17 protein-coding genes, 2 tRNA genes and 1 pseudogene are annotated in these 17,108 nt (G+C 73.4%); 7 read left to right on the top strand and 13 right to left on the bottom strand.

The window, feature by feature from the left end; all coding sequences use genetic code 11:
* Positions 1-119 precede the first annotated feature (119 nt).
* The 8 genes and pseudogenes from ICW24_RS04595 to ICW24_RS04630 all read right to left on the bottom strand — a co-directional run bounded on the left by ICW24_RS04595 (position 120) and on the right by ICW24_RS04630 (position 6,201).
* Positions 120-581, bottom strand: coding sequence for a SufE family protein (locus tag ICW24_RS04595; RefSeq protein WP_226344539.1), 462 nt, complete (start codon positions 579-581; stop codon positions 120-122).
* On the bottom strand, positions 578-1,492 hold the full coding sequence (locus ICW24_RS04600) for a sulfurtransferase (RefSeq protein ID WP_226344540.1): 915 nt from the start codon (positions 1,490-1,492) through the stop codon (positions 578-580). Before ICW24_RS04600 ends, ICW24_RS04595 begins: the two co-directional genes overlap by 4 nt.
* Positions 1,493-1,594: 102 nt before the next feature.
* Positions 1,595-3,094 carry an FAD-dependent monooxygenase gene (locus tag ICW24_RS04605; protein WP_226344541.1) on the bottom strand — a complete coding sequence of 500 codons (1,500 nt, stop codon included), beginning with the start codon at positions 3,092-3,094 and terminating at the stop codon, positions 1,595-1,597.
* Positions 3,091-3,969, bottom strand: a complete 879-nt coding sequence (locus ICW24_RS04610; protein WP_226344542.1) for an MFS transporter — start codon at positions 3,967-3,969, stop codon at positions 3,091-3,093. The genes ICW24_RS04605 and ICW24_RS04610 overlap by 4 nt, the downstream gene beginning before the upstream one ends.
* Positions 3,970-4,022: 53 nt before the next feature.
* A pseudogene (locus ICW24_RS19625) lies at positions 4,023-4,157 on the bottom strand (hypothetical protein); the annotation flags it as partial.
* Positions 4,158-4,223: 66 nt separating this feature from the next.
* Entirely contained in the window at positions 4,224-5,270 is a 1,047-nt protein-coding gene (locus tag ICW24_RS04620) for a DUF3500 domain-containing protein (RefSeq protein ID WP_264176185.1), read from the bottom strand.
* Between the two features lie 38 nt (positions 5,271-5,308).
* Entirely contained in the window at positions 5,309-5,518 is a 210-nt protein-coding gene (locus ICW24_RS04625) for a hypothetical protein (RefSeq protein ID WP_226344544.1), read from the bottom strand.
* 2 nt (positions 5,519-5,520) lie between these two features.
* Positions 5,521-6,201, bottom strand: coding sequence for a FadR/GntR family transcriptional regulator (locus tag ICW24_RS04630; RefSeq protein WP_264176186.1), 681 nt, complete (start codon positions 6,199-6,201; stop codon positions 5,521-5,523).
* Here ICW24_RS04630 and ICW24_RS04635 point away from each other — a divergent pair.
* Together ICW24_RS04635 and ICW24_RS04640 are read left to right on the top strand one after the other, a co-directional pair.
* Positions 6,178-6,690, top strand: coding sequence for a fumarylacetoacetate hydrolase family protein (locus ICW24_RS04635; RefSeq protein WP_226344546.1), 513 nt, complete (start codon positions 6,178-6,180; stop codon positions 6,688-6,690). The genes ICW24_RS04630 and ICW24_RS04635 overlap by 24 nt on opposite strands.
* A gap of 279 nt (positions 6,691-6,969) precedes the next feature.
* The gene (locus ICW24_RS04640) at positions 6,970-8,226 is read left to right on the top strand and encodes an HNH endonuclease signature motif containing protein (RefSeq protein ID WP_226344547.1); all 1,257 of its coding nucleotides are present in this window, start codon (positions 6,970-6,972) and stop codon (positions 8,224-8,226) included.
* 71 nt (positions 8,227-8,297) lie between these two features.
* Here the strand turns inward: ICW24_RS04640 and ICW24_RS04645 are convergent, their stop codons facing one another.
* From ICW24_RS04645 to ICW24_RS04655, 3 genes are all read right to left on the bottom strand, one after another.
* Complete coding sequence (locus ICW24_RS04645) at positions 8,298-8,741, bottom strand: DUF309 domain-containing protein (RefSeq protein WP_226344548.1); 444 nt, start codon at positions 8,739-8,741, stop codon at positions 8,298-8,300.
* Positions 8,742-8,973: 232 nt separating this feature from the next.
* Complete coding sequence (locus ICW24_RS04650; RefSeq protein ID WP_226344549.1) at positions 8,974-9,885, bottom strand: NAD-dependent protein deacetylase; 912 nt, start codon at positions 9,883-9,885, stop codon at positions 8,974-8,976.
* A 67-nt stretch (positions 9,886-9,952) separates the two neighbouring features.
* Positions 9,953-11,653 (bottom strand): glutamine--tRNA ligase/YqeY domain fusion protein, encoded by a 1,701-nt coding sequence (locus ICW24_RS04655; RefSeq protein ID WP_226344550.1) that lies wholly within the window; start codon positions 11,651-11,653, stop codon positions 9,953-9,955.
* A 210-nt stretch (positions 11,654-11,863) separates the two neighbouring features.
* Between ICW24_RS04655 and ICW24_RS04660 the strand changes: the two genes are divergently transcribed.
* A tRNA-Gln gene (locus ICW24_RS04660) sits at positions 11,864-11,935 on the top strand.
* A 169-nt stretch (positions 11,936-12,104) separates the two neighbouring features.
* Positions 12,105-12,177 (top strand) — tRNA-Glu (locus ICW24_RS04665).
* An 84-nt stretch (positions 12,178-12,261) separates the two neighbouring features.
* Here ICW24_RS04665 and ICW24_RS04670 read toward each other — a convergent pair.
* Positions 12,262-13,023 (bottom strand): IclR family transcriptional regulator, encoded by a 762-nt coding sequence (locus tag ICW24_RS04670; protein WP_226344551.1) that lies wholly within the window; start codon positions 13,021-13,023, stop codon positions 12,262-12,264.
* A gap of 127 nt (positions 13,024-13,150) precedes the next feature.
* Between ICW24_RS04670 and leuC the strand changes: the two genes are divergently transcribed.
* From leuC to ICW24_RS19630, 3 genes are all read left to right on the top strand, one after another.
* On the top strand, positions 13,151-14,593 hold the full coding sequence (leuC, locus tag ICW24_RS04675; RefSeq protein ID WP_226344552.1) for a 3-isopropylmalate dehydratase large subunit: 1,443 nt from the start codon (positions 13,151-13,153) through the stop codon (positions 14,591-14,593).
* Positions 14,594-14,614: 21 nt separating this feature from the next.
* The gene (gene leuD / locus ICW24_RS04680) at positions 14,615-15,205 is read left to right on the top strand and encodes a 3-isopropylmalate dehydratase small subunit (RefSeq protein ID WP_226344553.1); all 591 of its coding nucleotides are present in this window, start codon (positions 14,615-14,617) and stop codon (positions 15,203-15,205) included.
* A gap of 392 nt (positions 15,206-15,597) precedes the next feature.
* Positions 15,598-15,996, top strand: coding sequence for an HU family DNA-binding protein (locus tag ICW24_RS19630; RefSeq protein ID WP_226344554.1), 399 nt, complete (start codon positions 15,598-15,600; stop codon positions 15,994-15,996).
* A gap of 364 nt (positions 15,997-16,360) precedes the next feature.
* Here ICW24_RS19630 and cofC read toward each other — a convergent pair whose 3' ends face one another.
* Complete coding sequence (gene cofC / locus ICW24_RS04690) at positions 16,361-17,065, bottom strand: 2-phospho-L-lactate guanylyltransferase (protein WP_226344555.1); 705 nt, start codon at positions 17,063-17,065, stop codon at positions 16,361-16,363.
* Positions 17,066-17,108 lie beyond the last annotated feature (43 nt).

A 17,108-nucleotide genomic window follows, 5' to 3' on the forward strand; every position in this document is an offset into this window, starting at 1 on the left:
CCACCTCTTCGTCGAGCGGGAGAATGCCGCGCTCGAGTCTACGCACCCCGGGCCGGCCCGCCGCCGGGGCTTCGGCCCCCCGGGCAGGGGCAGGCCGGGCAGGGCAGGCCCGGCGGGGTTCAGGCTCCCAGCCCGGCCTTCTCGCGCGTCTGCCGCTTGATGCGGCCCAGCATGCCGGCCATGCCGCCCAGCCGAAGGGGGCTGACGAGGTCGGTCAGGGCCAGGCGGCCGGGCAGGTCGTTCGGCACGTCGAGGACCTCCTGGGCGGTGGCGCCGTCGAGCCCCTCGGCCAGGATGCCCGCGAACCCGCGCGTCGTGGGCGCCTCCGGCGGCGCCGAGAACGCGAGACGCACGGCAGCGTCCGGTCCCTGCCCCTCGACGTCGACGACGACGAAGATGGGGGACTGGCACTCCGGGACGGGTTCGAGGAGCTCGGGGTGGTCGGCGTACTTCTGCGGGAGGGCCGGGAGGCCGGTGCTGAACTCGAGGAGCAGGGCGAGACGCTGCGACTCGGGCATCTCGTGGAAGTCGGTGACGACCTCGGCGAGCGCCTCCGGCAGGCCGGTCGTGTCGGCGCTCACGCGCGCCCACCCCTGCTCGAGGGCACCTCGCCCGGCGTCTCGCCGCGCACGATGGGCACCCGCACGGCGTTGCCCCACTCGGTCCACGAACCGTCGTAGTTGCGGACCTGCTCGAAACCGAGCAGGTAGGTGAGCACGAACCACGTGTGGCTCGAGCGCTCGCCGATCCGGCAGTACGCGACGACGTCGTCGCCCGGCTCCAGGCCCTGTTCCTGCTGGTAGATCGCCTCGAGCTCGGCGCGGGAGCGGAACGTGCCGTCCTCGTTCGCCGCGCGCGCCCACGGCACCGACCTGGCTCCGGGGATGTGGCCGCCGCGCAGCGCCCCCTCCTCCGGGTAGTCGGGCATGTGCGTGCGCTCACCCGTGTACTCCTGCGGGGAACGGACGTCGACCATGGGCTTGCCGAGGTGCCCGAGCACGTCCTCCTTGAAGGCGCGGATCGTCTCGTCGTGGCGCTGCACGACCGGGTAGTCGGTGGGCTCGACCGCCGGCTTGTCCGTGGTCATGGGCCGCCCCTGCGCCTGCCAGAGGGCGCGGCCGCCGTCGAGCAGACGCACGTCCTCGTGGCCGAAGAGCTCGAAGACCCACATCGCGTAGGCCGCCCACCAGTTCGACTTGTCGCCGTAGACGACGATCGTGTCGTCGCGCGAGATGCCCTTGGCGCTCATGAGCCGCGCGAACCCCTCGCCGTCGACGTAGTCGCGCGTCACCCGGTCGTTGAGCTCGGTGTGCCAGTCGACCTTGACGGCGCCGGGGATGTGGCCCGTCTCGTAGAGCAGCACGTCCTCGTCGCTCTCGACGACCACGAGCCCGGGGGTTCCGAGGTGGTCGGCGAGCCACTGCGTGGAGACGAGGCGCGACGGGTCGGCGTACTCGGCGAACGCCGGGTCGTCGTCGTGGGGCACGGGCATGATCGGCCTTCCGGATGGGGGGAATCGGTCTCCCTGCATTCTCCCACCGTCGCTCCCGCGCGCGGCGGCCGGCGGGCGCCGGGCGCCACGGGCGGGGCGCCGTCAGCGCCAGAGGGAGCGGCGCAGCGCGTCGGCGACCTGGTCGGGGTGCTCGCCGCGCCAGGCGACGTGCCCGTCGGGACGCACGAGCACGAACGGGCGCTCCCAGGCGCCCAGGGCGGCGTCGCGGTCCGCCTCGGGCAGCTCGACCACGGCGCAGTCGCCGAGGTCGCCGGACGGCGCTCCGTCGGGCAGGTCCCGGGCCGCGAGCAGGGTGAAACGCGGGCCCAGCGCGTCGTAGACGGAGCGGCCGTCGGAGAGCCACAGGTGCGGCAGGATGCCGCCCGGGCAGGCCGACGGGTGGTGCACGACCGGGTCGTCCGGCGGCGGGCGGGTGCCGTCGGGCACGACGATCGGGGAGTCGGCGGAGGTGTAGCCGAAGACGATCCCCTCCGCGTGGAACTCGGCGTCCTTGACCGCGAGGCGCTCGCCCACCTCGGCCCGCGCCGCGTCCCCCACCGGGCCGTCGTCCGCGAGGCCGGGGACGACGAAGGAGTACGCGAGGGCGGTGCCGTTCGCGGCGGCCGTCTCGATCATCCGGGCCGCGGCCGGTCGGCGTTCGGCGGCGTAGGAGTCCAGCAGGGCGGAGCCGGCGCGACCCTGCAGGACCTCCGCGAGTTTCCACGTGAGGTTGAGCGCGTCGACGACGCACGTGTTGAAGCCGTGGCCGCCCCACGGCGGGTTGAGGTGGGCGGCGTCGCCGACGAGGAAGACCCGGCCGCGGCCGTAGCTCTCGGCCAGGAGCATCCGGGCGGTCCAGGGGTCGCTACCGAGCACCTCGACGTCAACGTCCACCCCGGCCAGGGCGCGCACGAGGTCGGCCGGGTCGGCGCCCTGCTCCGGGTCCACGCCCTGGACGATGGCCCACCACCGTTCGTCCAGGTCGAGGCGCCCGAGCATCCCGCTCACGGGCCCGACGATCCAGTACTGCACCGCGTCCCCGAGGGTGACCCGATCGGCGAGCTCGCGGGAGCGGAAGACGTTGACGTTGGGGCGAGGCGCCGACGAGCCCTGCAGGGGGATGCCCAGGCTCTTGCGCACCGCCGACGCGCCGCCGTCGGCCGCGACGACGTAGTCGGCGCGGATCCGCCGCTGCAGCACCTCCTCGACGACCGGCTGCGGCACCCGCTGGCCGATCTCCGGAGCGTGGGCGAACCCGTCACGGTAGAGCTGAAAGGCGTGGCGGAAGCGGCGCAGCTCGTGCCCCGCCACCCCGGTCGCGAAGACGACGTCCTCCGAGTAGTCCGCCGTCAGGGGTGAGGCGGCGCGGAGCCGGTCGGCGACCCCGAGCGCGCGCAGCAGCGTCATCGTCCGGGCGTTCGTCGTCTTCGCGCGCGGCCGGAACGGGTCGACCTGCTCTCGGGGTTCCACGACGAGGCAGTCGATGCCCCGGCGGGTGAGGTCGAGCGCCGCGACGAGGCCCGACGGGCCCCCGCCCGCGACGAGGACGCTCACGTGCTCGGGCAGGTCCTCGAGGGCACGCGGGGCCCGTTCGGCGGTCACGCCGCGGGCTCCGTCGCGACCGGCGCCGCCGCGGAATCGGGCGTGGGACGGGTCCGGCGGCCGACGAACGAGGGCATGGCGAGCGCGATGACGGCCCCCACCGCGGCGGGGATCCCGAACGCGAGCGCCGCGTCGCGCACCCCGCCGTTCGTGCCGATGAGGAACGCCCCGTACGTCGGCCCGGCGATGGCCCCGAGGCGGCCCACGGCGAGGGACCAGCCGAGGCCCGTGGCCCGCAGGTGGGCGGGGTAGTACTGCGCGGTGTGGCCGGCGATCATGTTCTGCGTCCCGAGGCCACCGACGCCGGCGAGCACGACGGCCGCGACGAGCAGAGCGCCGTCCGGGCGGGTCCAGATGACGGCGAGCGCGACGACCGCGCAGCAGAACCCGGCCACCACCATGACCTTGGGCGACGTCCGCTGCCCAATCTGCGAGGCGACGAGTGTCCCGACGATCGCGCCGAGGGAGTAGAAGAGCAGGAAGCTGATCGCCGCCGAGGTGCCGTAGCCGGCCTCCCGCATGAGCTGGGGCAGCCACGTCGTCAGTCCGAAGATCGTCAGGAGGCTCACGAGGGTGACGAGCCAGATGCACACGGTGGACCGGGCGTGCCCGTCGCGGAACAGGCGGACGGCGGCGCCGCGGGTCGCGCTGCCGAACCGGCGGGGAGCCGCCGGGATCGCCAGGCCGTAGCGGGCGCTGATGACGGCCGCCTCGTCGTCGCGCCCGACGGCGCGCAGGTAGGCGGGCGACTCGGGCAGGACCTTCCAGGCCACCGGAAGCAGGAGCAGCGCGACGGCGCCCAGCGCGTACACGGGCCGCACGCCGTAGGTGGGCAGCAGCGTGAGGGAGGTGAGCGAGGCGACGACCGTGCCCACCGCCGGCCGAACCGGTCGGTCAGGACCCCGGCGGCGAGCGAGCCGATGAGCATGCCGACGAGGGCGAGACTCCCGACGAGACCCGCCGTGGCGCGGTCGACGTTCCACGGCGCCCGGCCGATGAAGCCGGGCAGGGTGGCCCCGTAGACGTACAGGTCGTAGCCGTCGGCGAGCAGGCCAGCCAGCAGACGAGGAAGATCGGCAACGCCGAGTGGGCCCGCGTGGGCGTGGGTTCGGACATGGTCTGCGGCCTCTCAGGGGCGGGCGTGGTCGGTCGGGTCGGGGCGGGCGGAGGCGCCCCTCCGGTCGTCGTGCTCGTCCTGCCACTGGCGGACGAGGGCGCGGCCGTAGTCGTTGCCGTTCGGGGTGCGCAGCACCGTGTGGACGTGGAACGCCTGCGGGGTGTCGTAGTCGGGGAAGACCCCGCAGTGGTGGTCGAGCTCGGCGACGACGACCGGACTCTGGACCCGGTAGTAGAAGACGTCGTCCGGGCCGTGCCCCCCGATCCAGCTGAACCAGGTGTCGCCGAGGTGGGCCTCCACCTCCCGGCGCTTGGCCCGGGCCGGTCCGGGCGGCATGACGCCCACGAACTCGTCGACGACGGCGAGCAGCAGGTCCCTCGCCTCGTCGGACAGCTCGTCGGCGCGCACCCCCTCGTAAGGGATGACGCGGTTGTCCTGGAAGGCCCCCGCCAGGTGCCGCTCGTCGCCCGGGTGGACGCGGCCCTCCGGCATCGCCGGGTCCACCATCTGCTCGTACACCGTCGCGGCGGCCCGCTGCTCGGGGGTGAGGGCGCCCATGAGCCGGCGGCCGAGGTCGATGCGGGTCGCGAAGGCCGCGTCGCAGGCGTGCGGGCCCTCGTCGATGGCGTCGGGCTCGGCGCCGCGGAAGACCGGTGCCATGACGAGACGCCCGCCCACGACCAGGGCGTTGACGGCGCAGTGGTGGCCGTAGAGCTGCCAGCCCCATGGGTCGGAGGTCGAGGGGGTCCCGTAGAGGGCGATGTTGTAGCTGAGCTCGGAGAGGATGAGGGGCAGGTCCACGACCTCACCGAGGAAGCCGTTGATGCGCATCATCGTGCGGATCGCGGTGAAGCCGGCCTCGCTCGTCGACGCCCGCACGAGGTCGAAGACCGCCTCGACGGTCTGCGGAGCGAGGTTCTCCAGGCGCAGCCCGGTGTCGAACTGCATGAACTCGGGGTTGGCCCAGGTCTGCCATTCGACGGCGTCCACGGGGTAGGCGATCCGGTCGCGTTCGGCCGGGGACAACCGGTCTAGGAGCCGCTGCGCCGCCTCGACCATGGCGGCGGTGGGTGCGGCCTCCTCGGGCGGGGCCTCGGTCAGGGGGGGTGGAGGCCGCTCACGAGGTCGCCGTCGCTGGTGACGCCGCGGAAGGGCTGCGCGTACAGCGGGCGCCACCCCGCCACGAGGCCGCCGGTGAACCCACCGCCGGCCGCCACCTCGCGGTAGGCGTACGCGTCGATGCCGCGGATGTCGGCGAGGCGGGGGTGGTCGTGCGGGAACAGGTACTGGCGGAAGGGCGCGCTCATGGTCACTCCTGGTCGATCCTGGTCCGGGCGCTCTGCGCGCTCTGGGCGGTGTCGTTGTGGGCGAGGGCGGCGGCGCGGATCTGCTCGGCGTCGTCCGCGACGATGGCCTCGACGAGCCGGCGGTGCACGTCCGCGCGGTCGGACAGGTAGGCGCCGACCTCGTCGTCGCTGCCGTACGAGGCGACGTTGCGTGAGATGTAACCGAGGCAGCTGGCGTAGACCGAGGCGAGCATCGCGTTGGGGCACAGAGCGGCGACGCGTTCGTGGAGGGCCCAGTTGCGGTGCATGAAGGCCGCGAAGTCGTTCGTCGCCGTGCCCAGGTCGGCCACGAGCGCACGGAGCTCGGCCGCCTCCGCCGGGCCGCAGACGCGCGCGGTCGCGAGGGCGACCGGTTCTTCGAGGGCCTCGCGGAGCTCGATGGCGTCGCGCACCGAGACGGGGGAGCCCGTCGCCTTGAGCAGGGTGTGGCGCAGCCGGACGAGGGGCGTCGGGTCCGCGACGAACAGCCCCCCGTGGCGCCCGGGCCGGATCTCGAGCAGGCCGCGCTCCCGCAGCAACCGGACCGCCTCGCTGACGGTCGAGCGGGCGAACCCGACCTCGGCCCGGACGTCGTCGAGGGTGCCGACGCGGTCGCCGGGGCGCAGCCCGCGGTCGACGATGTGCGCGGCGAGGGTGTCGGCCAATCCCTCGGCGCGCGAACGAGGCGGGATGACGGACAGCTGCTCGAGACTGGACTCCGGTGTCACCCGACGTACAGTGGCGACCTCACGGCCCGCATCGCCCAGAAGCTCACGTCGCAGTGGATCCTCAGCAAGAACGCCGACCGGTCGGGCCCCATCGGACCGCTCGTCACCGCCGACGAGGCCGGCGACCTGCGCGACGGGCTGGGCCTGCGGACCCGCGTCAACGGCGAGACCGTGCAGGAGAGCACCTCGGACCTGCAGATTTACGAGGCGGGCGAGACCGTCGCGCACATCTCGCGGACGTTCACGCTCCACGCGGGCGACATCCTGTTCACCGGCACCCCCTCGGGGGTGGGGTACGCGCGCGACCCGGAGTGGCTGCTCACCGACGGTGACGTCGTCGAGGTCGAGGTGGACCGGCTCGGGGTCCTGCGCACGCCGATCGGGGGGACGCGCGGGGCGCCGGCGCCCGGCGGCGTGGCTCGGTGAGATCGGCCGGCGCGACCACCTGCAATGTGATGCAGATCACATGTCGACCGAGCCGTGAGAAGCGTTGCCGCGCACGGGTTTTGATGCCGGTCAAGAGCGCTCGAAACCCCGTGTGGCACTACGCCTTTCGCCTGTGGATAACCCGTTTGTCGGATGCGTGTTCGATAGAATAGGGCATGACGTCGACCACCCTTCCCCGAGTCGCCGGCCGTGCCGGCCGGGGATGGGTTCCGGGCGCAGATCGACGCCATTCTGGCTTTCCCGCGGGGTTTGTCCGCGGTGGCGAATGCGGAGTTGGCGGGTCTGGCCGCGTTGACGGCGGAGCTGGTCGCGGCGGCGTCCGCCGCGCAGGCGGCGGTCGTGTTGGAGGCGTCGACGCGCGGGGTGATCGCGGAGTCCGATCACCCCAGGACGCGGGCCTGGGTGGAGCAGTCCTGCCGGGACGCGGGAGTGCCGGTCGCGAAGGCCCAGGCGAGGAATCTGCACGAGGTCGCGCAGACGTGCGTCGGGTATGACGTCGAGGCGCTGCGGGCCGCAGTGACGCAGGGCCGGATCGGCATCGACCTGGCGGGGGTGGTCGCGAAGTCCTTCCGCCGGTTGAAGCGGGACATCGAGTACCCGAATTGGGACGCGCTGCTGCAGATCCTCATCGACCATGCGGCCGAGGGCGCGCCCGTGAAGGACTTCGCGGCGATCGAAGATCTGCTCATCGGGCAGTACGGGATCCCGGGTCGGCTGGACGACCAGCACGAGCGGGCGCGGGACCGGCGCGAGCTGACCGGCTTTCACCGGGACCGGAACGGCATGCTGGTGGCGACGTTGCGGCTCGACCCGGCTTCCGAGGCCGTCTTCACCGCCGCGATCAACGCCCTGTCCGCGCCGATCGTCGACGAGCACGGCCACCTCGACCCCCGCTCGACCGGCGCCCGCCGGGCGGACGCGCTGCTCGACATGGTCGCCGCGGCGACGGAGGCCGATCGGGATGTGCCGGGGTCGGGGACGAAGGCGAAGGTCGTCGTGACGATCTCCCTGGAGACCCTCATGTCCGGGCTCGAAGAGGCCGCCGAGAAGGGGTGGGCGACGACGGGGTTCTCCCAGGCGCTGTCGCCGAGCGAGGCGCGGATCCTCGGCTGTGACGCCCAGATCATCCCCGCCGTCCTCGGAGCCAAGAGCGAACTCCTCGACCTCGGCCACGCGAAGCGCCTCATCACCCCGGCTCAGCGCCTCGCGCTGCAGCAAAGAGACCAGCGCTGCACCTTCCCTGGCTGCACGATCCCGCCCGCCTGGTGCGACGGGCACCATCTGATCTATTGGGCCCTGGGAGCGGCGAACGGAGGCGAGCTTGCGAGCCGCAGTGAGCGCGACAGAGGGATCGGCGGGCCCACGGACATGGACAATCTGGCCCTCCTCTGTCGTCACCATCACACCGAAGTCCACCGACAACGTCACCGCGGGAAAGTCACCCCGGACGGGGTCCGATGGACCCGATCCGACGGCTCCCCGATCGGCAACGCCCTGCGCGCCACGTCCTTCTGAGTTGAGGCGTGCCCGACCGTCGTCACCACACCCGACCGAGCGTCGCCGGTCGCTGCGCCCTCAGCATCGGCTCAACCGCGCGCGTCGTCCCCTCCCGGTTCCGAGGCCCGCGCGCAGACGAGGACGGCGTCGAGGTCCAGGCCGTACCGGGGGCCGTCGCCGGCGGCGTAGGACTCGACGCGACCGGCCCCCCGGTCGAGCAGGCGCCGCGCGCCCTCGTGGTTGCCGCGGGCGGCGTGGGTGAGGCCGACGCAGATCTGGGCGAGGCCCTGCCAGAGGTCGCGCTCGGTGTCCGGGGCGGCCTTCCAGCGGGCCTCGAGCACCTCGTGGGCGGAGAAGGGGCGGCCGTCACGCACGAGCCGGCGAGCGACGTCGAGGGTCTCGAGCGGCGGCAGCGCCTCCTCCGGCACCGGCTCCACCCCGGCCTCCCCGTACGGCAGCGGCCGACCCAGGGCGTCGCGGGGCCGGGCCTGGCGCGGGCGCCCGGCCACGTCGCGGTCTCGGTTCCTCGTCACCGACCCGACGCTACGCGCACCCGAACCGGGCGAGGCCCCCGCGCTCTGGCTGTGGCAGAAAGCCGCACGACAGCGCTACGGCGCCGTCGCGTAGCCCGCCCGCGCTGCCTGCGCCGATCGGGGTCGGCACGTCGCCGAGTGCCAGGTGCCGACGGGGGCTCGTTCTCGGCGGGCGTCACCATGACTGCGGTCCGGGGATCCCCCGACGCTCGTGCCCGGCCCGGCAAGGGGATCAGGTCAGCCCGAGCGGGAGGCCGGTGGCGTACTCGCCGTCGACGACCTCGCCGAAGTCGTCGGTGAGGCCGAGGAGCCGGGCGAGCCCGACGAGGGACTCGCCGAGTCCGGCGTCGAGGCGCCACGTCGCCTCGTCGTCGCCGCGGGTGCGTCCGCGGGTGACGATCGCGACCGGGCGGCCCGCCTTGTGCGAGTGCCGCACGAACCGGTAGCCGCTCATCACCTTGAGGCTGGAGCCCAGGACGAGCAGGAGCCGGGAGGCGTCGACGGCCTCGTAGGCGCGCGCGACGCGGTCCTTCGGCACGGGCTCGCCGAAGTAGACGACGTCGGGCTTGAGGGTGTCGGCCCCGCACACCCGGCACGTCGGCAGGACGAAGGCGGCGACGTCCGCCTCGGCCAGCGTCACGTCACCGTCCGGGCGGATCTCGCCCGTGCGGACGCCACCGGCGAAACCCGGGTTCAGCGCGTCGAGCTGCTGCTCCATCACCGCCCGCGGGATGCGGTCCTCGCAGGTCAGGCAGCGGACGAGGCCGAGAGTGCCGTGCAGCTCGAGCACGTCGCTCGCGCCGGCCTCCTGGTGGAGGCCGTCGACGTTCTGTGTGACCAGCCCGCACGTGAAGCCCTCGCGCTGCAGGGCGGCGACGACGCGGTGCCCGGCGTTCGGGGCGGACGCCGCGAACCGCCGCCAGCCCACGTGCGCCCGCGACCAGTAGCGGCGGCGCGCGTCGGTGGAGGCGACGAACTCGCCGTACGTCATCGGCGTGACCCGGCGCGTCCCGTCGGGGCCCCGGTAGTCGGGGATGCCCGATTCCGTGCTCATGCCCGCCCCCGTGAGGACGCAGACCCGCCCGCCGGCGACGAGGTCGGCGACCGCCTCGAGGGTGGCCGCGTCGGGGTGTCGCGCGGTCACGGGCGCCCCGGTGCGGGCACGGTCGGGCGGACGGACCGAGCGGCCGCCCCGGCCCCGGCGGCGACCGTCACCTGCCCTGACGCTTCTGGATGTTGGCCCACTCGTCCTTGAGCCCCACGGTCCGGTGGAAGAGCAGGGGCGTGCGGGGGTCGTGCGCGAAGTAGCCGAGCCGCTCGAACTGGACGACCTCGCCGGGCGGGGTGTCGGCGAGGGCCGGCTCGAGCTTCGCGTCGGCGATCAGCTCGACGGAGTTCGGGTTGAGGTCGTCGAAGCTGTCGCCCGTCGCCTCACCGGGCGCCTCGGCCGTGAAGAGGCGGTCGTACAGCGCGACGCTCGCGTCGACCGCGTGGGCCGCCGACACCCAGTGCATCGTCGACTTCACCTTGCGCCCGTCGGGGGAGTTGCCGCCCTGGCTGGCCGGGTCGTAGGTCGCGCGCACCTCGACGACGTCGCCGGCGTCGTCGGTGACGACGTCGGTGCACGTGACGAAGTAGGCGCCGCGCAGGCGCACCTCGCGGCCGGGGGAGAGCCGGAAGAACTTCGGCGGCGGGTCGGCCGCGAAGTCGTCGCGCTCGATCCACAGCTCGCCGGAGAAGGGGACGGATCGCGTCCCGTCGGCCGGGTTCTCCGGGTTGTTGACGACCTCGACCTCCTCGACGACCGGCCGGCCCACGGCGTCGGTCGGCCAGTTCGTCAGCACGAGCTTGAGCGGCCGGAGGACGGCCATCCGCCGCTGCGCCGTGAGGTTGAGCTCGCGCCGCACGAACGACTCGAGGAGCTCGATGCTGTGGCGGCTGTTCGTCCGCGTGACCCCGATGTAGGCGCAGAAGTCGCGGATCGCCTTCGCGGGGTACCCGCGGCGGCGCAGCCCGCGCAGCGTGGGCATCCGCGGGTCGTCCCAGCCGTCGACGACGCCGTCGGCGACGAGCCTCGCGAGCCGCCGCTTGCTCGTGATCGTGTGCGTGAGCTCCAGGCGCGCGAACTCGGTCTGCCGGGGCCGGTCGCCCGGCAGCGGCAGGTGCTCGAGATACCAGTCGTAGAGGGGGCGGTGGCTGTCGAACTCGAGCGTGCACAGCGAGTGCGTCACGCCCTCGATCGCGTCGGACTGCCCGTGCGCCCAGTCGTAGGTGGGGTAGAGGCACCAGCGGTCGCCCGTCCGGTGGTGGTGGCGCCGCCGGATCCGGTACATGACCGGGTCCCGCAGCTGCATGTTCTCGGCGTTCATGTCGATCTTGGCGCGGAGCACCTTGGAGTTGTCCTCGAACTCGCCGTCGCGCATGCGGCGCAGCAGGTCGAGGTTCTCCTCCGGCGAGCGGTCGCGGTACGGGCTCGCGACGCCCTCCTGCCCGTAGCCGCCGCGGCCCGCCGAGATCGTCTCGGCGTCCTGCTCGTCGACGTAAGCGAGTCCGTTCTCGACGAGGTGCTCCGCCCACAGGTAGAGCTGGTCGAAGTAGTCGGACGCGTGCCGGACCGGCTCCGGGGGCGTGAACCCCAGCCAGGCAAGGTCGGCGAGGATCGCGTCGCCGAACTCCTGCTCCTCGGTGTCGGGGTTCGTGTCGTCGAGCCGCAGGTTGCACACCCCGGCGAAGTCGTCGGCGATGCCGAAGTCGACGCAGATCGCCTTCGCGTGACCGATGTGAAGGTAGCCGTTCGGCTCCGGAGGGAAGCGCGTCTGCACCCGGCCCGCGAAGGTGCCGGCCTCGTTGTCGCGGGCGATCAGATCGCGGATGAAATCGCCGGTGGCAGCCGGTGCGGCGGGCTCGCTCATGACGCTCAACGGTACACGGGGGATCGGGCGCCGCCCCGGACTCCTGTGCAGCCCGGCGAGAGGGCGGCGCGCCCGCTCGCACCGCCGATTTGGGGCGGCGGGCCGGGGGCCGCTAAAGTTGTTCTCCGGATCACGGTCCGACTCACACTCCTCGATTCGACGCGTTTCATGCGTCATTCGGGAAGGCGAGAGTCGGGCCTTGACTTCCGTTGGGGTATGGTGTAATTGGCAGCACGACTGATTCTGGTTCAGTTAGTCTAGGTTCGAGTCCTGGTACCCCAGCGCGGATCACGCGCCCGCGGAGGCCTCGCCCCCGGCGAAGGCCCCCGCCTCATCGAGGCGGAAAGCGGATCGTGTGGTTTTGGAGAACGTCGCCGGTCACGGTAACGTTCTCTCCGCTCCACCGGCTCCGGTCGGCGGATCCGACGCCCCAGGCGTCACCTCGGTACACGGCCCCGTTGTGTAGCGGCCTAGCACGCCGCCCTCTCAAGGCGGTAGCGCGGGTTCGAATCCCGTCGGGGCTACCGATGCGACAGGCCCCCTCCTCGGAGGGGGCCTGTCGTCGTTCCGGGCCGCTCGCGTCGCTCGCCCGCTCGCCGGCCGGGAGCTCAGTCCCCGTCGGCGACCCGGGGCGCCGACGACTGCTGCTGGGCGAGGTGGGCCCGCTGCAGCACCTCGGTGAGCTTGTTCGCGCCCGCGACGACCGTGGCCGCGTGCAACCGGCCGGGCTGACGCGAGACGCGCTCGATGGGGCCGGAGATCGACACGGCGGCGATGACCCGGCCGGCCGGGTTGCGCACCGGCGCCGACACCGAGGCCACCCCGGGCTCGCGCTCGCCCACGCTCTGCGCCCAGCCGCGGCGGCGGACCCCCGACAGGGTGGTCGCGGTGAACTCGGCGTTGTGCAGTCCGCGGTGGAGGCGGTCGGGCTCCTCCCAGGCGAGCAGGACCTGGGCGGCGGAGCCCGCGAGCATCGACAGGGTCGCGCCGACGGGCACCGAGTCGCGCAGGCCCATCGGGCGGTCGGCGGAGGCGACGCAGATGCGGTTCTCGCCCTGCCGACGGAAGAGCTGGGCACTCTCGTGGGTGTGATCGCGCAGGGCGCCGAGCACGGCCCCGGCCGCGGCGAGCAGGCGGTCCTCGCCGGCGGCGGAGGCGAGTTCGCCGAGGCGAGGTCCGAGGATGAAGCGACCCTGCATGTCCCGGGACACGAGGCGGTGATGCTCGAGCGCGACGGCGAGGCGGTGCGCCGTGGGCCGCGCGAGCTGCGTGGTGTTGACGAGTTGCGCCAGCGTCGCGGGTCCCGCCTCGAGGGCGGCCAGCACGGTCGCGGCCTTGTCCAGCACGCCCACACCACTGCTCGTGTTCATGGTCAGATCATGCCGTCTCATTGCCTGAGACTCAAGCCCGCCACATCTTGGACCTGGCCAAAAATCGGGGAAGGAGTTCGCGCCGCGGAGCCCTCGACTCGCGGCCGCCCGTCGCCCGAGGAGAGTCATGAGTCGCACGCTGGCCGAGAAGGTCTGGGACGCCCACGTCGTCCGTTCGGTCGAAGGTGAGCCGGACCTGCTCTATATCGATCTGCACCTGCTGCACGAGGTGACGAGCCCGCAGGCCTTCGACGGGCTCCGTCTCGCCGGCCGCGGTCTGCGCCGCCCCGACCTCACCCTCGCCACCGAGGACCACAACGTCCCGACGACGCCGGGCCCGATCGAGGACCTCACGAGCCGCACCCAGGTCGAGACGCTGCGGACCAACTGCGCGGAGTTCGGGGTGCGGCTGCACCCGATGGGTGACGCCGAGCAGGGGATCGTCCACATCATCGGCCCGCAGCTCGGCCTGACCCAGCCCGGGATGACGGTGGTGTGCGGCGACAGCCACACCTCCACGCACGGCGCCTTCGGGGCGCTCGCGTTCGGCATCGGCACGAGCGAGGTCGAGCACGTCATGGCGACGCAGACGCTGCCGCTCAAGCCCTTCCGCACGATGAGCGTGACCGTCGACGGCGAGCTGCCCGACGGCGTCACCGCGAAGGACGTCATCCTCGCCGTCATCGCGAAGATCGGGACCGGCGGCGGGCAGGGGCACGTCATCGAGTACCGCGGCAGCGCCATCGAGGCCCTCTCGATGGAGGCGCGGATGACGATCTGCAACATGTCGATCGAGGCGGGCGCCCGCGCGGGCATGATCGCCCCCGACGAGACGACGTTCGCCTACCTGCAGGGGCGCCCGCACGCGCCGGCCGGCGCCGACTGGGACGCGGCGGTCGAGGCGTGGCGGGGGCTGCGCACCGACGAGGGCGCCCGCTTCGACACCGAGGTCCACCTCGACGCGGCGGAGCTCTCGCCGTTCGTCACCTGGGGGACCAACCCGGGCCAGGGGCTGCCGCTCTCGGCGTCGGTGCCCGACCCCGCGAACCTCCCCGACGACGAGCGCGCCGGCGTCCAGCGGGCCCTCGACTACATGGGCCTCACGCCGGGGACGCCGCTGCGGGAGGTCGGGGTCGACGCCGTCTTCGTCGGCTCCTGCACGAACGGGCGCATCGAGGACCTCCGCGCCGCCGCCGACGTCGTGCGGGGCCGCCACGTGGCCGACGGCGTGCGCATGCTCGTCGTCCCCGGCTCGGCGCGCGTGCGCCTGCAGGCCCAGGAGGAAGGTCTCGACGAGGTCTTCACGGCGGCCGGCGCGGAGTGGCGCCTCGCCGGATGCTCGATGTGCCTCGGCATGAACCCCGATCAGCTCGCGCCGGGGGAGCGGTGCGCCTCGACGAGCAACCGCAACTTCGAGGGGCGCCAGGGCAAGGGCGGGCGCACGCACCTCGTCAGCCCGCAGGTCGCCGCGGCGACGGCGGTGCGGGGCACCCTCAGCTCACCGGCCGACCTCGACGGTCCCGGTGGGCCCGGCGGGCCCGGAGTCCGCGCCGTGCCCGTTCGAGGCTGACCGACCGATCAGGAGAGCATGATGGAGAAGTTCACCACGCACACCGGCGTCGGGGTGCCCCTGCGCCGCAGCGACGTCGACACCGACCAGATCATCCCGGCCGTCTACCTCAAGCGCGTCTCCCGGACGGGGTTCGAGGACGGCCTGTTCGCGGCCTGGCGCGGCGACGAGTCGTTCGTCCTCAACGCCCCTGCCTACGCCAGGGGGTCGGTGCTCGTCGCCGGGCCCGACTTCGGGACGGGATCCTCGCGGGAACACGCGGTCTGGGCCCTGATGGACTACGGGTTCCGCGTCGTCGTCTCGCCCCGGTTCGGCGACATCTTCCGCGGCAACTCCGGCAAGGCGGGCCTGCTCACCGCTCAGGTCGGCCAGGACGACGTCGAGCTGCTGTGGAAACTTCTCGAGGAGGACCCGGGCACCGAGATCACGGTCGACCTGACCGATCGGACCATCACCTGCCGCGAGGCGGTCCTGCCGTTCGACGTCGACGACTACATCGCCTGGCGCCTGACCGAGGGGCTCGACGACATCTCCCTCACGCTGCGCCACGAACCCGACATCACCGCCTTCGAGGCGACGCGCAGCAGGATCCTGCCGACGACGACCGGGTGACACCCGACACTCCAAGGTTCTTCGTATACAAGCGAATCGGCCACGTTTACCGCTCTGACCTGCGGAAACGTGGCCGTTCTGCGTCCCGGGGGGCCGGGTGCGACCCCCGGAGAGGGTGGAATCCACTGTCCGTCATGCCCATTGGTGCCGATAGGTGGGCAGGTCCCGACACCGGTCGGGACCGATGGCGGCCCTGCCGTCCGTCCCCGTCGGCCCTGCGCGATCCGCAGACGCCGAACGGCCGGGCGGGCCCGGCCGGACGCCACGACGAGCTGGAGGGCGCGTCCACCGGGTCACCGGAGCGCGCCCGTACACCGACGTCGCGGGGGGTGAGACCTCCGTCGCGTCGACGGCCGAAGGATCGGCCGGTCATCTCTGGAGGGAGAGATCAAGTGAACAAGGCTGACCTGGTCGATGCGTTGGAGACGCGTCTCGGCGGCAAGAAGGCCGCCAGCGATGCGCTCGAGGCCATCTTCGACGTCATCATCCGAGAGGTCGCGCGCGGAGGGAAGGTGGGGATCACGGGCTTCGGCACGTTCGAGCGGGTCGACCGCGCCGCTCGAACCGGCCGCAACCCGCGCACCGGTGAGTCGGTGCGCATCGAGTCCACCGCCGTCCCGAAGTTCCGCCCCGGCACCGCGTTCAAGCTGTACGTGGCGGAGCCGGACACACTGCCCAAGGCCGGCCCGGCCGCGGCGCGAGCCGCCGCCGGCACGGCCGCCGAGGTGCGTGCGCGCGCCGAGGCCGCCATCGCCTCGTCCGGCAAGAAGAAGGGCCGCAAGAGCGCCTGACGCGCAGTTTCTCCCCTCCAGGCACGGGGCCGCCCCTCTCGGGGCGGCCCCGTCGTCGTGCCCGGACAGCCGCGGTCTCGGGTGGGCACCGCCGGGCGGGCTCGGGATCGCGCTCACTGCGGCTCGCGGGCTGGCCTCCGTTCGCCGCTCTGAGCCTTCTGTCGCGCTCACTGCGGCTCGCGGGCTGGCCTCCGTTCGCCGCTCTGAGCCTTCTGTGGCGCTCACTGCGGCTCGCGGGCTGGCCTCCGTTCGCCGCTCTGAGCCTTCTGTGGCGCTCACTGCGGCTCGCGGGCTGGCCTCCGTTCGCCGCTCTGAGCCTTCTGTCGCGCTCACTGCGGCTCGCGAGCTCGCCTCCGTTCGCCGCTCAGAACCCTCGGTCGCGCTCACTGCGGCTCGCACGCTCGCCTCCGTTCGCCGCTCGTAGGAGGCGGGCCGTGGCCGCCCCCAGACCCAGGCGGGTCGCGGCCCGCAGGTCCGACGCGTCGTCGACGTCCCGCCGCAGGCGGGGCAGGTCGAGGTCGAGCCGCCGGGCCGTGCGGGCGTGCGCCGCGGCCGACCCGCCGCCGAACCGCGGGTCGAACCCCGCGCCGGCCGCGAGGAGGAACACCGTGCCGATCCCGTCCGCGTCCGGGACGAACGCCGCCAGCGCCCCACCGGCGAGGGCGTCGGCCGCGGCCTCGAACGCGGCGGCGAGATCGGGCGCCCGCACGGCGGGGACGTCCCCGAGCAGGGCCGCCGCGGCGCCCGGTGCGCCCGCCCATCCCGCGCGGACCGCCGCGTTCAGCCCGGCGCCGGGGTCGGCCACGACCCCCAGGCCCAGGGAGCGCGCCAGGCCGGCCACGTCGGCGTCCGACGTGACGACGACGGCCTCGACCGGGGCCGCCGTCGCCGTCGACCCGCTCCGACCCGCCGTTTTCGCCGGCTCGTCGGCGAGGGCCGCGACGGCCGAGAGCGTGTCCTGCGCCAGGGCCCGGGCCAGCGAGGCGCGGTCGACACCGGACGGCGGGACCAGGCGCGACTTGGCGGCGGCGCCGCCCTTGACGGGCACCACGAGGCGGGTCCGACTCACGGGACGTGATCCTCGCAGGGCCCCGACACGGGTCGACACCCGG

Origin of the sequence: Agilicoccus flavus, from assembly GCF_014857905.1 — a bacterium.
Classification (GTDB): domain Bacteria; phylum Actinomycetota; class Actinomycetes; order Actinomycetales; family Dermatophilaceae; genus Agilicoccus; species Agilicoccus flavus.

Bases quoted from the DNA above. Each gene is read 5' to 3' on its own strand.
- ICW24_RS04600 (WP_226344540.1), bottom strand. From the start codon at position 1,492: ATGCCCGTGCCCCACGACGACGACCCGGCGTTCGCCGAGTACGCCGAC.
- ICW24_RS04620 (WP_264176185.1), bottom strand. From the start codon at position 5,270: ATGGTCGAGGCGGCGCAGCGGCTCCTAGACCGGTTGTCCCCGGCCGAA.
- ICW24_RS04625 (WP_226344544.1), bottom strand. From the start codon at position 5,518: ATGAGCGCGCCCTTCCGCCAGTACCTGTTCCCGCACGACCACCCCCGC.
- ICW24_RS04655 (WP_226344550.1), bottom strand. From the start codon at position 11,653: ATGAGCGAGCCCGCCGCACCGGCTGCCACCGGCGATTTCATCCGCGAT.
- ICW24_RS04670 (WP_226344551.1), bottom strand. From the start codon at position 13,023: ATGAACACGAGCAGTGGTGTGGGCGTGCTGGACAAGGCCGCGACCGTG.
- leuC (WP_226344552.1), top strand. From the start codon at position 13,151: ATGAGTCGCACGCTGGCCGAGAAGGTCTGGGACGCCCACGTCGTCCGT.
- leuD (WP_226344553.1), top strand. From the start codon at position 14,615: ATGGAGAAGTTCACCACGCACACCGGCGTCGGGGTGCCCCTGCGCCGC.